At 72.4% G+C, this 12,646-nt stretch carries 13 protein-coding genes; 5 read left to right on the top strand and 8 right to left on the bottom strand.

Annotated features, from left to right (window positions below):
* Positions 1–232 precede the first annotated feature (232 nt).
* Positions 233–1,120, top strand: coding sequence for a Bax inhibitor-1/YccA family protein (locus B7R87_RS11555; protein WP_040916054.1), 888 nt, complete (start codon positions 233–235; stop codon positions 1,118–1,120).
* A 155-nt stretch (positions 1,121–1,275) separates the two neighbouring features.
* Here B7R87_RS11555 and B7R87_RS11550 read toward each other — a convergent pair whose 3' ends face one another.
* On the bottom strand, positions 1,276–1,512 hold the full coding sequence (locus B7R87_RS11550; protein WP_006348852.1) for a DUF4287 domain-containing protein: 237 nt from the start codon (positions 1,510–1,512) through the stop codon (positions 1,276–1,278).
* 98 nt (positions 1,513–1,610) lie between these two features.
* Between B7R87_RS11550 and B7R87_RS11545 the strand changes: the two genes are divergently transcribed.
* Positions 1,611–1,949: a hypothetical protein gene (locus tag B7R87_RS11545; protein WP_006348853.1), complete on the top strand. Its 339-nt coding sequence runs from the start codon at positions 1,611–1,613 to the stop codon at positions 1,947–1,949.
* 26 nt (positions 1,950–1,975) lie between these two features.
* On the opposite strand, the gene B7R87_RS11540 is transcribed toward B7R87_RS11545, so the two are convergent.
* From B7R87_RS11540 to B7R87_RS11530, 3 genes are all read right to left on the bottom strand, one after another.
* The gene (locus B7R87_RS11540; protein ID WP_130585046.1) at positions 1,976–2,899 is read right to left on the bottom strand and encodes a hypothetical protein; all 924 of its coding nucleotides are present in this window, start codon (positions 2,897–2,899) and stop codon (positions 1,976–1,978) included.
* A gap of 616 nt (positions 2,900–3,515) precedes the next feature.
* Positions 3,516–4,736, bottom strand: coding sequence for an acetyl-CoA C-acetyltransferase (locus B7R87_RS11535; protein ID WP_006348855.1), 1,221 nt, complete (start codon positions 4,734–4,736; stop codon positions 3,516–3,518).
* A 122-nt stretch (positions 4,737–4,858) separates the two neighbouring features.
* Positions 4,859–5,920: an SGNH/GDSL hydrolase family protein gene (locus tag B7R87_RS11530; RefSeq protein WP_006348856.1), complete on the bottom strand. Its 1,062-nt coding sequence runs from the start codon at positions 5,918–5,920 to the stop codon at positions 4,859–4,861.
* A gap of 153 nt (positions 5,921–6,073) precedes the next feature.
* Here B7R87_RS11530 and B7R87_RS11525 point away from each other — a divergent pair, with 153 nt between their 5' ends.
* A complete protein-coding gene (locus B7R87_RS11525; RefSeq protein WP_006348857.1) occupies positions 6,074–7,474 on the top strand; it encodes a cystathionine beta-synthase in 1,401 nt (466 codons plus the stop codon).
* A 446-nt stretch (positions 7,475–7,920) separates the two neighbouring features.
* On the opposite strand, the gene B7R87_RS11520 is transcribed toward B7R87_RS11525, so the two are convergent.
* Positions 7,921–8,361, bottom strand: a complete 441-nt coding sequence (locus tag B7R87_RS11520) for a hypothetical protein (protein ID WP_006348858.1) — start codon at positions 8,359–8,361, stop codon at positions 7,921–7,923.
* Positions 8,362–8,697: 336 nt separating this feature from the next.
* Here B7R87_RS11520 and B7R87_RS11515 point away from each other — a divergent pair, with 336 nt between their 5' ends.
* Positions 8,698–9,561 carry a MurR/RpiR family transcriptional regulator gene (locus tag B7R87_RS11515; protein WP_006348859.1) on the top strand — a complete coding sequence of 288 codons (864 nt, stop codon included), beginning with the start codon at positions 8,698–8,700 and terminating at the stop codon, positions 9,559–9,561.
* A 109-nt stretch (positions 9,562–9,670) separates the two neighbouring features.
* The gene (locus B7R87_RS11510) at positions 9,671–10,252 is read left to right on the top strand and encodes a hypothetical protein (RefSeq protein WP_130585045.1); all 582 of its coding nucleotides are present in this window, start codon (positions 9,671–9,673) and stop codon (positions 10,250–10,252) included.
* Positions 10,253–10,316: 64 nt separating this feature from the next.
* Here B7R87_RS11510 and B7R87_RS11505 read toward each other — a convergent pair whose 3' ends face one another.
* The 3 genes from B7R87_RS11505 to B7R87_RS11495 all read right to left on the bottom strand — a co-directional run bounded on the left by B7R87_RS11505 (position 10,317) and on the right by B7R87_RS11495 (position 12,602).
* Positions 10,317–10,526 (bottom strand): hypothetical protein, encoded by a 210-nt coding sequence (locus B7R87_RS11505; RefSeq protein WP_006348861.1) that lies wholly within the window; start codon positions 10,524–10,526, stop codon positions 10,317–10,319.
* Positions 10,527–10,719: 193 nt separating this feature from the next.
* Positions 10,720–11,109 carry a roadblock/LC7 domain-containing protein gene (locus tag B7R87_RS11500; protein ID WP_006348862.1) on the bottom strand — a complete coding sequence of 130 codons (390 nt, stop codon included), beginning with the start codon at positions 11,107–11,109 and terminating at the stop codon, positions 10,720–10,722.
* A 152-nt stretch (positions 11,110–11,261) separates the two neighbouring features.
* Complete coding sequence (locus tag B7R87_RS11495) at positions 11,262–12,602, bottom strand: type III PLP-dependent enzyme domain-containing protein (protein ID WP_006348863.1); 1,341 nt, start codon at positions 12,600–12,602, stop codon at positions 11,262–11,264.
* Between the last annotated feature and the right edge of the window lie 44 nt (positions 12,603–12,646).

Raw genomic sequence — 12,646 nt, 5'->3', positions numbered from 1 at the left:
AGGTCCGTGCGATCACCGCGACCCGTCCGTGTGATCGCCCCGGCCGGTCCGTCTGCCGGGCCCGGTGGCACGGCATGCCGCCGTACGGCACCGAAAGGGCCCCCGGCAGGTCAAAACGATCTGAGAAAAGGGTCACGATCCGGAAAGATCCTCCGTTGGCACGAGGGCCGGATCTTTGCCCTCCGATTACTCTTGTCGCTAAGGCCGCGCAGGGCGGCCATGAAGGAGTGAAATGAGGAGCAGTAACCCGGTCTTCTCGCGACGGGGGTTCAGCCGCGACAACGGCATGGCGGGCTTCAACGCGCAGCCGCAGGCCGGGGGCGCCGCCGTAGGAACCAACCCGTACGCCCAGGGCACCGTCACGGGCAACCCGTACGCCACCAACCCGTACGCCCCGACCACCGCACCGGTCGACGGCGGTCAGCCGACGCGCTCCGGCGCGATGACCATCGACGACGTCGTCTCGCGGACCGCGATGACGCTCGGTACCGTCGTGGTCACCGCCGCGCTCGCCTGGATGCTGCTCCCGGTCGACGAGAACAACCTCGGCAAGTCGTACGGCATCGCGATCGGCGCCGCGCTGGTGGCCTTCGTCCTCGCGATGGTCCAGTCCTTCAAGGCCAAGCCGGTCCCGGCGCTGATCCTCGCCTACGCGGCCTTCGAGGGCGTCTTCCTCGGTGTGATCTCGAACGCCGTCAGCACCTACATCAGCCCGGGCGTCGTCGCCCAGGCCGTGCTCGGCACGATGGCGGTCTTCGCCGGAGTGCTGGTCGCGTACAAGATGCGCTGGATCCGGGTCAACCGCCGCTTCTACGGCTTTGTGATCGGTGCCGCGATCGGCTTCATGCTGCTCATGGCCGTCAACCTCCTCGTCGCCCTGATCGGCGGCGGCGACGGTCTGGGCCTGCGCAGCGGTGGCCTCGGCATCCTCTTCGGTGTCATCGGCATCATCCTCGGTGCCTGCTTCCTCGCCCTCGACTTCAAGCAGGTCGAGGACGGCATCACCTACGGCGCTCCGCGCCGGGAGGCCTGGTTCGCCGCCTTCGGCCTCACGATGACGCTGGTGTGGATCTACCTGGAGATGCTCCGGGTGCTGTCGATCCTCCAGGGCGACGACTGATCAGTCCCTGATCATCCGATGACGGACCGGCCGGGTACCGCACCCGGCCGGTGACGAAGGGCCCGCGGGCATCGCGCCTGCGGGCCCTTTCCGTTTCCCCCGTTGTCCGCTCTATCCGTTCCATCGGTTCCTGGGTCCCGCTCCATGGCCACGGTCTACAGCAGTCTGCGCGCGGCCCGCCGCAGGTCGTACTCGTGGATGATCGCCTTCGCATGGCCGTACGACAGGTGGTGCTCACTCCGGAGCCAGCTCACCTTCTCCTCGAAACGGAGGAGAGAAGGGCCTTCCTCGACGGTGTGCAGCCATTCCGCGATCTCACGGCCGGTGCAATGGGGGATACGGGAGAGCAGATTCCGATGGGTCTCTTCGGAGAAGACAGGGGCTGGGGACATGGGCGCCTCCGGACGCGTTGCGCGTGTGCTCCTTCCCGACACCGTGCCCGAGGGTTCGCGTATTGGCAACAGTCCGCGGAGTGTGCATAGGCTGCGCTGTGCTCGATACGACCCCCCTGCTCGATGCCCTCGACCGCTTCGCCGACGCCCTGCGCGCGGCCCCGCAGAGCCGCCTCGCGCGCGGTGCGGCGGCGGAAGGCCTCGGGCTGGCCAGGGAATTGGCACGGCGTGCCCAGCTCCTGGAAGAGCCCGCCCGGCCGCCGCGGACCCTGCCGGACGCGGGACTGTTCGCGGTCGCGGACCAACTGCTCGTGGCCGGAACGGATTTCTCCGAGGCACTGAGAACGGCCCCGTCCGCGGGGGCCGCCGCGGGGGCGGCGGACCTGGACGAGGCCGTGGCACTGATCGTCGCGGCGAAGCGCCGCGCCTTTCCCTGAGGGCCGTGAGGGCCGTGAGGGCCGGCTCAGAGGGACGCGATGACCCGGTCCGCGAGGATGTAGACGGGCTCGTCACCGCAGAGGAAGGTCAGCGCGTACGCCCCGGAGACCCCGGAGCCGCCCAGCAGGAAGGGCGTGTCACCGTCGCGCAGGGCCTGCGCGAGGCGTTCGGCGGTCTCCCGGTGGCCGGGGGTCATGCAGAGCGTCGTACCGTCCACGAAGACGTACACGTCGAGGGTGCCGAGCGGTCCGGGCCGTACGTCGGCCAGTTCGGTCCCGGAGTCGGCCAGCTCCTCCAGCCGGGCCACCGTGCGCTCGTGGTCCGTGGAGACCGGCGACTGCGCCGGGACGAAATCGGGGTGCGAAGGGTGCCGGCGGCGGGCGGCGGCCAGCTCGGGGGAGTCCTCTGCATACTCGGTGGCATCGAGGGCGTCGGTGGCGTCGAGGGCGTCGGGCCCGTCGGCGATATCGGCCAGGTCCGCCAGCTCGTCCAGCGCCTCCGCCATGTCGTAGTCGACGGCCTCCAGGGCCTCCAGGCCCACGAGATCCGCCTGCCGCGGTACGTAGAAGGGCAGCTCGTCGCCGGGAGCGCCGGCCGGAGCGGGCGCCGACACCCCGCCCACGAGCGGTGCGGGCGCATCGGCGGCGTCCCGCGCCTCCTGGGCGGCCCAGAACGCCCTGGCCTCCGCCAGTTCGCGCTCACGCTCCTCGGCGAGTGCCTCGGCGACGGCCGCGCGTATCTCGGCGGCCGGGGTGTGCCGTGCCTGCGGTACGGAAGCGGCGGCGGTCGCGGCGGCCGTGGTGGCCCGGGCGGCGACGGTGGCGGCGGACAGCTCGGTGCGCAGGGCGGTGACCTGGCGGCGCAGGCCGCGGGCGGCGTGCAGGGACGCGGCGCCCACGACCGTGGCAGCGGCCGTGGTCAGCAGCAGAGCAAGTGACAGAGCGCTCACTGACGTACTCCCGGTTTCGTCGACACCCCCGACTTCCTACATCAGCTTGCAAGGGGGATGCCGGTCCTGTCAGTGCAATACGTCACGAATTGGACAGGACTTTTGGCCCGGGGTTTACCGTGCAGACGTTGCTGACCTGCGGAAATGTAGCAGAGGGAGGGGTTAGATCACAGCCTGGGGCTGTTTCTATCACGGCTGGAGAACGTGCCTCATTTTCCGGTCCCGGAGAGGGAAGGCGCCGGAAACCGGGCCTTTGCCCGATTCCGGCGCGAACTCTTCCCCGCCGGTTCTCCGCAGGTTTTCCCGGGTTCCGCGCTCAGCTCAGCCGCCGGTTTTGTTGGTCGTGTTGAGCTTCGCGTTCGCTGCGGGCAGGTGCCGTCCTCGTTCCTCGGGCGACCCCTACCCTCCGCTGCCGCTCAGCTCAGCCGCCGGTTTTGTTGGTCGCGTTGAGCTTCGCGTTCGCTGCGGGCAGGTGCCGTCCTCGTTCCTCGGACGACCCCTACCCTCCGCTGCCGCTCAGCTCATCCGCCGGTTTAGTTGGTCGCGTTGAGCTTCGCGTTCGCTGCAGGCAGGTGCCGTCCTCGTTCCTCGGACGACCCCTACCCTCCGCTGCCGCTCAGCTCAGCCGCTCCAGCACCATCGCCATTCCCTGCCCCCCACCCACACACATCGTCTCCAGCGCGAACTGCTTGTCGTGGAACTGGAGGCTGTTGATCAGGGTGGTCGTGATCCGGGCGCCCGTCATTCCGTACGGGTGGCCCACCGCGATCGCGCCGCCGTTGACGTTCAGCTTGTCGAGGTCGACCCCGAGGTCCCGGTAGGAGGGGATGACCTGCGCGGCGAAGGCCTCGTTGATCTCGACCAGGTCGATATCGCCGATCGTCAGCCCGGCACGGGCCAGCGCCTGCTTCGACGCCTCCACCGGGCCGTACCCCATGATCTCCGGCGAGAGCGCCGAGACGCCCGTGGAGACGATCCGCGCCAGCGGGGTCAGCCCCAGCTCCCGGGCCTTGGTGTCACTCATGATCACCAGCGCGGCGGCGCCGTCGTTCAGCGGGCAGCAGTTGCCCGCGGTGATCAGGCCGTCCGGCCGGAACACCGGCTTCAGCGCCTCGACGCCCTCCAGGGTGACGCCCGCGCGGGGGCCGTCGTCGGCGCTGACGACCGTGCCGTCGGGCGTGGTCACCGGGGTGATCTCGCGCTCCCAGAATCCCGCCGCGATGGCCGCCTCCGCGAGGTTCTGCGACCGTACGCCGAACTCGTCCATCTCGCGGCGGGTGACGCCCTTGAGGCGGGCCAGGTTCTCCGCGGTCTGGCCCATCGCGATATAGGGGTCGGGCAGCAGCCCGTCCTCGCGCGGGTCGTGCCAGCCGTCGGCGCCGCCCTCCGCGACCTTCTCGGTACGGGCCTGCGCCTCGGCGAAGACCGGGTTCTGGGTGTCCGGCAGGCCGTCGGACGACCCCTTCGTGAAGCGCGACACCATCTCGACCCCGGCCGAGACGAAGACGTCGCCCTCGCCGGCCTTGATGGCATGGAGCGCCATCCGGGAGGTCTGCAGGGAGGAGGAGCAGTAGCGGGTGACCGTACAGCCCGGGAGCTGGTCCAGGCCCATCCGGACGGCGACGATCCGCGCGAGGTTGTAGCCCTGCTCGCCGCCGGGCAGACCGCAGCCGAGCATCAGGTCGTCGATCTCGGCGGGGTCCAGCTCCGGCACCTTCGCCAGGGCGGCCCCGATGATCGTCGCGGTCAGATCATCGGCCCGCAGCTCCTTCAGGGAGCCCTTGAAGGCCCGGCCGATCGGGCTGCGGGCGGCGGAAACGATGACGGCTTCGGGCATCACGGCTCCAGGTGAAGAGGGCGGACGGGATGGAAGCTACCGCTAGGTAGCCACAGGGTCACGGGTGCCGGAGTGTGACGGTCACCTCAATTCTAAGCGCCCGCTCACCGCATGCTCCGGGTTCAGCGGCGGTGCACCCGGAAGCCCGACCGGTGGGCGGAGGGGGCCGCGCCGGGGCGACCGGCCGCGGGCCCGGCGGATTCCGCTTCTTCCCCGGCTTCCCCGGCCGCCGCGGACTCCTCCGGGAGGCGACGGCGGCGGCGGTGTTTGAGGAGGGCCCAGGGGGCGCGGGACGGGGTGACCTCGGTGCCCGCCTCCCTGGCCGCGGTGGCCGCCGCCTGGGCCACCGGGAGGACGCTCTCGTCCCGCGATGCGTCCGGCCGGTCCGGCTCCGGCCAGAGGCCGAGGGCCGCGCAGAGCGTGGGAAGCATCGCCATGGCCGCCGTCGCGTACCCCTCCGCCGAGGGGTGGTAGTTGTCGACGGAGAACATCTCCCGCGGATTCGCCGCGAACTCCGGCCCCAGCAGATCCCCCAGCGATACCGTCCGGCCGCCCTGCTCGACCGTCACGATCGTCTGGGCCGCGGCCAGCTGGCGCGAGACCCGGCGGGCCAGCCAGCGCAGCGGCTGGTACACCGGCTCGATGGTGCCCAGATCCGGGCAGGTGCCGACGACCACCTCCGCGCCCGCGGTACGGAGCCGCCGGACCGCCGCCGCGAGATGCCGGACGGACTCCGTCGGCGGCATCCGGTGCGTGACGTCATTGGCCCCGATCATGATCACGCAGACGTCGGGCAGCCGGGAGGTGTCCGAGAGCAGCAGGGTCACCTGGCGGTCGAGATCGTCGGAGCGGGCCCCCGGCAGGGCGACATTGACCACGTCCACCGGCTGCTCGGCGACCGCGGCCAGACCGGAGGCCAGCAGGGCCGCCGGGGTCTGTCCGGCCCGGCGCACGCCCTGTCCGGCCGCCGTGGAGTCGCCGAGCAGTCCCAGGAAGAGTGGCCGGGACCGTCCGAAGGCCAGGCCGTACAGCCCGTCGCCGCGCGGCGGCAGCGGGGCGACACCACCGCCGACCGAGCGCTTCGCCAGCTGGACCTCCGCCAGCAGCACACCCACCGCGGCGACACCGACCAGGCCGACGCCGCCCCCGCCGTAGGCCGCGCCCGCGGCGATCCGCCGTGCCACTCTCGCTCCCGACACCGCCCACCTCCTGTCGTCAAAGAGCTAACTGCCCGGTAACCGGCACCGCCCAATCACCGTCACCTCCGCATACGCTTTACCGCACCCTCAATGGGCTGCCCTTCAGCACCCCTCAGTCGGAGATCCCGGAGAACAATTGTGCGCTTCCACGATTCGATGATCAGCCTGGTCGGCAACACCCCGCTGGTGAAGCTGAACAGCGTGACCGAGGGCATTCGGGCGACCGTCCTGGCCAAGGTCGAGTACTTCAATCCCGGCGGCTCGGTCAAGGACCGGATCGCGCTGCGCATGATCGAAGCGGCGGAGGAGAGCGGCGCCCTGCTGCCCGGGGGCACGATCGTGGAGCCGACCAGCGGAAACACCGGGGTCGGCCTGGCGATCGTGGCCCAGCAGAAGGGCTACAAGTGCATCTTCGTCTGCCCGGACAAGGTGTCCACGGACAAGATCAACGTGCTGCGGGCCTACGGTGCCGAGGTCGTCGTCTGCCCCACCGCAGTCGACCCCGAGCACCCGGATTCGTATTACAACGTCTCCGACCGGCTGGTCCGGGAGACCCCGGGGGCCTGGAAGCCCGACCAGTACTCCAACCCGAACAACCCCCGCTCGCACTACGAGACCACCGGTCCCGAACTCTGGGAACAGACCGAGGGAAAGATCACCCATTTCGTCGCGGGCGTCGGTACCGGCGGCACGATCTCCGGCACCGGCCGCTATCTCAAGGAAGCCAGTGACGGCCGGGTCCGGATCGTGGGCGCCGACCCGGAGGGCTCGGTCTACAGCGGCGGCTCGGGCCGTCCGTACCTCGTCGAGGGCGTCGGTGAGGACTTCTGGCCGACCGCCTACGACGCGACGGTGACGGACGAGATCGTCGCCGTCTCCGACAAGGACTCCTTCCAGATGACCCGCCGCCTCGCCAAGGAGGAGGGCCTGCTGGTCGGCGGCTCCTGCGGGATGGCCGTGGTCGCGGCGCTGCGGGTCGCGGAGCGGCTCGGCCCCGACGACGTGGTGGTCGTCCTGCTGCCCGACAGCGGGCGCGGCTATCTGTCGAAGATCTTCAACGACGAGTGGATGGCCGACTACGGGTTCCTGGAGGAGGCCGGTCCCGCCGCCTCCGTCGGCGACGTCCTGCGCCACAAGGAGCGCGGGAAGATCCCCAGCCTGGTGCATATGCACCCGGAGGAGACCGTGGGCGAGGCGATCGACGTGCTGCGGGAGTACGCGGTCTCCCAGATGCCCATCGTCAAGCCGGGCGCCGGTCATCCGGACGTGATGGCTGCCGAGGTCATCGGTTCGGTGGTGGAGCGGGAGCTGCTGGGCGCCCTCTACACCGGGCGGGCCGTCCTCACCGACCCGCTGGAGAAGCACATGAGCGCCCCGCTGCCGCAGGTCGGCTCCGGGGAGCCGGTATCGGACCTGATGGCGGTGCTGAGCGACAGCGCCAGCGCGGCGGATGCGGCGATCGTGCTGGTGGAGGGGAAGCCCATGGGCGTCGTCAGCCGCCAGGACCTGCTCTCCTTCCTCGCGGACGGCGCGAAGTAGCAGGAGGCGGCAGCGGGAGGCCGGTGCCGTACCCGGGGATCCGCCGGGCCGGTTCACCGGGCTGGAACACGGCTTTCACACCGCCGCAGCACCCGGTTAACACTGATCGGGGAGAGTGGAGGTGTCGGCTCGGGGGCCTGGCCAGGTGGGCCCCCGCCGACGCCAAGCCGGCGTCTTGGATCCTCCGGAGCGGCTCCCGGACCCGTAGGCGCCCGACGCGGTGGTGACCGGCCGGAAACGGCCCGGTCCGGCCGCGTCCTACGCGGGGACCGCCGTCGTCCCGCCCCCGGGCAGGCGGCCCGGGGTGTGCGGCGGCCCCCGCGTACTTCTCACAGCTCCCGTACGGCGCCCGTGCTCGTACGGGGACCGGTGGCGCGCCTCCCACCCGTGAACGGCCCCGAAGCAGGGGTGCCGGGACCGGGCCCGGGTGCCGGGGCGGGTGCCGGTCAGCCCTCCCAGCCGGAGCCCGAACCGTCCTTGCCCCGGTCCCCGTCCGACCGGCGGCGCCACGGGAAGCTGCCCCGGGCCGCATGGACGAAGTTCACCCCGACAATGCCCAGCCACGCCACCACCAGGCCCTTGAACCCGGCGTTGACCACGCCTATCGCAGTCAGCGGCACCGCCAGGATCATCGAGATGATCCCGAAGCCGAACCGCTCGCCGAAGTTCGAGTCGACCGGCTGCTGGGGGCGGGCGCCGCGCGCCACGACCATCTGCTGCTCCGCCAGCTGTCTGCGGACACGACGGTCGACCGTACCGTCCACACGCTGCTCCACCTTCTCCAGGAACGAGTCGACGAGCGCGGACTCGTACTCCTCGCCCAGTTCGCGGCGCGCGTGCAGCGTCGCGTCGAGTTCTCTTTTCAGCTCTGGGTCGCGGGCTTCCATGCCCACCACGCTACGTTCCCGCCCCGCACGCGTCAGTGGGGGTAACCCCCGTCTTCCCGGGCGGGGCTCCCGGAAGGCCGGGCCCGGACCGTACCCGTGCCGTACCCGGCCGGGCTGCTGTATATGGTCATTCAGTGGGGGGTGTGGCTGAATAGCGGAGCGGGTGCGGGGACCGGCCCGCTGGTCGGCGGAGCCCGTATCACGCAGTCCGGATCCCGCCGTCCGGCCGCATCACCGGTGCCCGGCGGCCCATGATGGACCGCGACCGCGGCGGCGCGGCGGGCACCCGGACGGATCCGCGCGCCACGAGACCAGCAGAAGACGAGGACCATGGGCATGACGGGCACGACGGGTGCGACGGGTGCGACGGGCAGTCCCGCCGCGCGGCTGCAGCAGCTCTTCGAGGGGCACCGGCTCACCCCCACCCAGCGGCGGATCGCCCACAGCATGGTCCGCCGCGCCGCCGACGTGCCCTTCCTGTCCAGTGTGGAGCTGGCCGAGGTCGCCGGGGTCAGCCAGCCCTCCGTCACCCGGTTCGCCGTCGCGCTCGGCTTCGACGGCTATCCGGCGCTGCGCAAGTATCTGCGCGAGATCGTCCCGCCCGGCCCGGGTCCCGCCGGGGACGACCTCAACGAGTACCAGCAGGCGGTCCGCGCCGAAATCGAGAACCTGAAGCACCTCGGCGAACTCCTCGCCGACCCGTCGCCCGTGGTCCGCGCCGCCCGGCTCCTCGCGGCCTCCCGCCCGCTGCCCGTCCTCGGATTGCGGGCCGCCGCCGCCCAGGCCCGCGGTTTCGCCTACTTCGCGGCCAAGGTCCACCCCGACGTCCGCCTCCTCGACGAGGGCGGCTCCCTGCTCACCGACCGGATCGACCACGCCCGCCGCGCGGGCGCCACCGCCCTGCTCTGCTTCGCGCTGCCCCGCCACCCCCGCGAGGTGGTGGACGCCCTCCGGCACGCCCGTACCGCCGGGCTGACCGTCGTCACCGTCGCGGACTCCGCGTTCGCCCCGGTCGCCGCCGTCAGCGAGGTGCTGATCCCCGCCGCCGTGGGCACCGGCCTCTCCTTCGACACCGCCTGCGCCCCCATGCTGCTCGGCCGGGTGCTGCTGGAGGCCATGTGCGACGAGCTGCCGGACGCCCAGGCGCGGCTGGAGGAGTTCGACTCGGGCGCGGCGGCCCGCGGCCTCTTCGTGGAATAGCCCGGCGGGCAGTAAAGGGGCAAACCGGCGTTCTCAGGCGGCGCTCAGAAACCGCCGCTAACCTCCCCCGGAAGCAACGGCAGAGGCACGGCGGTGGAAGGGGTACGGAGTGGGACGCGGGGCGCAGTCGCTGGCGAGAGTGGCGGTCGTCGTACGGGCGGGAGCGGCGCCCCTGTGGTGGCTCGGGCTGCTCGGCGCGGCCGTCGGCGGCCTGGTGCCCGGTCTGACGGGCCGCCGGATCGGCCTGCTGGCCGGGGCCGCGCTGTTCCTGGTGGCCCTGGCGGTCACCTCCGTCGCCCGCCGAAGCCGCTACACCCACTTCGCGGACGCGGCGACCCGCGCCGGGCGCTCCGACGTCCTCCAGGACCGGGCGGTGACGCTGAAGCTGCGCCGCCGGGCCCTGCGCTGGTGGCTGCTCGGCGCCTTCGCCGCGGCGGTCGTCAGCTCCTTCGCCCTGCCCGGCACGCTGGGCCTGCTGCTGGCCGGAGCCGGTGCGGGCCTGTGGACGAAGGCGCTCTGGCTGGGCCGCCGGGAGCGGGACACCGAGACGCTGCTCTGGGTCCGTACGGACTGGATGTCCCGCGGCCCGGTCGGCAAGCAGGCGAAGGGTTTCCGTACGACGGGCATCGCCGCGGGCGACGCGGTCCCGGGCGGCGCCCGCCGCCGGACGGCCGCGCCGAAGCGCCGCTGACCCCTTCCGCCTGCTCCCCGGGGCCGGTCCGTGCGCCCGCCGGCCGTCCCGGCGGCGCCGCCGTTCAGCACGCCAGGCAGGGGACCGAGACCGGCCCCCGGGTGCCCTCCGTCAGCAGGACGTGGACGCCCAGCGCGCCGCATTCGGGGCACGGTGTCGGGTCGGGTCTGCGGAACGCGCGGCTGATCTCGCGGTCCACGTGCTCCGCCAGTTCCCCGTAGCGGGGGTCCACCCAGTCCGCGCGGCGGTCGCCCAGACCCCCTCCCGCGGTCATCGGACCCGCCTTCCGCAGCGGAGGACCGTCAGGGCCGGTCGCCCTCCGCGGCACGCGACCGTCAGGGCAAGCCGCCTTCCGCGGCGCCTGCCCCTCACGGCCGGTCGCCTTCCGCGGTGCGTGATCGTCACGGCCCGTTGCCTTTCGCGGCTCGCGTTCGTCGAGGTCGGCCGCCTTTCGCGGCGCCTGCCCCTCATGGGCCCGGGCACGCGCGGTGCGTGCGCCCGTCGAGCAGGTCGCCGATGCGGGCGCCGGAGCGGCGGGCCTCCCGGTGGAGGCGGTCGATGTTGACACGCGGCCCGGCCAGCAGGGTCAGGACCGCCGACGAGCCCGCCGCATAGCTGGCGACGTACCCCCGCTCGCCGCGGACCAGCAGCTCCTGGAACCGGCCCTGGCCGCCCGCCTCGGTGAGCCGGACGCAGACCCCGAGCGCCGCGGCGGTCAGCGCGGCCACACCCTCCGGGTTCCCCGCGTCGGCCCCGAGCACCAGGCCGTTGGTGCCTGCCGCGAGGGCCCCGGTGAGCTGTGGCATGCGCAGTCTCAGCCGTCTGAGTTCGTCGAGTACGTTCTCCTCGGCTGCCACCAGTCGTCTCCTCCCCGCGCGCGGGTCCGCGCGCCACGGCACGACAGTGACCAGAACACTACGCAACGTGGTGGGCCCCGGCGGGAGTTGCGGCATTTTCCAACGGAACATGCCCGGGACCGATAGAGTGCCCGCCCCGCCGAGCCCCGCGCCTACAGCAGCGCGTCCCGGTGCGCCCCGCCCGACTCCGCGACGATCTCCGCCACCGTCTGTGCTTCCCGTACGGTCGCGAACGACACCCGCCCGTCCGGCCCCGTCTCCCGGAAGCCGTACACCCCCGGCCGCGGCAGGCTGTTGTAGCCGTAGTGGTTCGAGAAGTAGTACGCCCCGGTGTCCAGCGCGGCGACCACGTCCCCCGCGGCCAGCTCCGGCAGCGCCCGCTCCCGCGCCAGCAGATCCCCGGCGAAGCAGGCCGGTCCCGCCACGTCCTGCACCACCTCGGGCCCGGTCTTGGGCCGGCCCGTGCCGTCGTAGGCGGCGATCCGCAGCGGCCAGGAATCCGGGTCGTACACCGTCCTGGTGGCGACCTGGACCCCCGCGTGGGTCAGGGCGATCCGGCGGCCCCCGGACACCTTCGCGTACTCGACCCTGGCGAGGATCAGGCCGTGCTTGGCCAGCAGCGACCGGCCGAACTCGGTGACCAGGCCGTACCGCCCGTCCAGCAGCCCGGGGACCTCCGCCCGCAGCAGCCGGGCGTACTCCGCGTACGACGGAGTCTCCTCGTCGGAGCCGAAGTTCACCGGCAGTCCGCCGCCGATGTCGATCGTGTCGATCTGCTGCCGCCCGGCCGCCGCGTTGATCTCCTCGGCCAGGGCGTACACCTCCCGTACGCCCGCGACCATCCGGGCGAGCGGCACGCCCTGCGAACCGGAGTGGGTGTGCAGCCGGGTCAGCCACGGCCGGTCCAGGCAGAGCCCGACGAGCGCCTTCCTGGCGCCCTCGTCCTGGAGCGCGAAACCGAATTTGGACGTCGCGGTCGCCGTCGACAGCGCGCCGATCGCCCCCGCGCCGACCTGCGCGTTCACCCGCAGACCCAGCGGCGGTACGGTGCCGGCCCCCGCGGCCGCCACCAGACCGTCCAGCCGGTCCACCTCCTGCGCGTTGTCGGCGTTGAGCGCGATGCCCAGCGCCAGCGCCTCGCGCAGCTCGGCCATGGTCTTGGCCGGGGAGTCCAGCACGGTCCGCTCCGGCGGGATCCCGGCCGCCCGGGCCAGGGCGAGTTCGCCCGGGCTCGCCACCTCCGCGCCGATGCCCTCGGCGTTCAGCAGGGTCAGCACGGGCACGAGCGGCGCGGCCTTCACGGCGAAGGCGTGCAGGACGGGTGCGTCCGTCACGGCCGCGAAAGCGGACCGCAGCGCGGCGGCGGAGGCACGTATTCCGGCGGTGTCGAGCAGCGCGGCGACCATCTGGTCCCCGTCGAGCAGCCCCTGTTCGACGGCGGCGCGTACGGCCGCGTCCCGGCGGCGGGCGCGTTCAGGTCCTTCGAGAGTCATGTGGTTCAGCCAACCATCCGCCGGTGGCCGGGCGCGACTGTTGA

The organism is Streptomyces tsukubensis, assembly GCF_003932715.1.
GTDB classification, from domain to species: domain Bacteria; phylum Actinomycetota; class Actinomycetes; order Streptomycetales; family Streptomycetaceae; genus Streptomyces; species Streptomyces tsukubensis.
The sequence above is the reverse complement of the archived record's forward strand: the minus strand, read 5'-3'. Positions and strand labels throughout refer to the sequence as shown.

Excerpts from the sequence above, each read along its gene's own strand:
- B7R87_RS11515 (WP_006348859.1), top strand. The coding sequence starts at position 8,698 with ATGACGGGCACGACGGGTGCGACGGGTGCGACGGGCAGTCCCGCCGCG.
- B7R87_RS11550 (WP_006348852.1), bottom strand. The coding sequence starts at position 1,512 with ATGTCCCCAGCCCCTGTCTTCTCCGAAGAGACCCATCGGAATCTGCTC.
- B7R87_RS11535 (WP_006348855.1), bottom strand. The coding sequence starts at position 4,736 with ATGCCCGAAGCCGTCATCGTTTCCGCCGCCCGCAGCCCGATCGGCCGG.
- B7R87_RS11505 (WP_006348861.1), bottom strand. The coding sequence starts at position 10,526 with ATGACCGCGGGAGGGGGTCTGGGCGACCGCCGCGCGGACTGGGTGGAC.
- B7R87_RS11495 (WP_006348863.1), bottom strand. The coding sequence starts at position 12,602 with ATGACTCTCGAAGGACCTGAACGCGCCCGCCGCCGGGACGCGGCCGTA.
- B7R87_RS11520 (WP_006348858.1), bottom strand. The coding sequence starts at position 8,361 with ATGGAAGCCCGCGACCCAGAGCTGAAAAGAGAACTCGACGCGACGCTG.
- B7R87_RS11555 (WP_040916054.1), top strand. The coding sequence starts at position 233 with ATGAGGAGCAGTAACCCGGTCTTCTCGCGACGGGGGTTCAGCCGCGAC.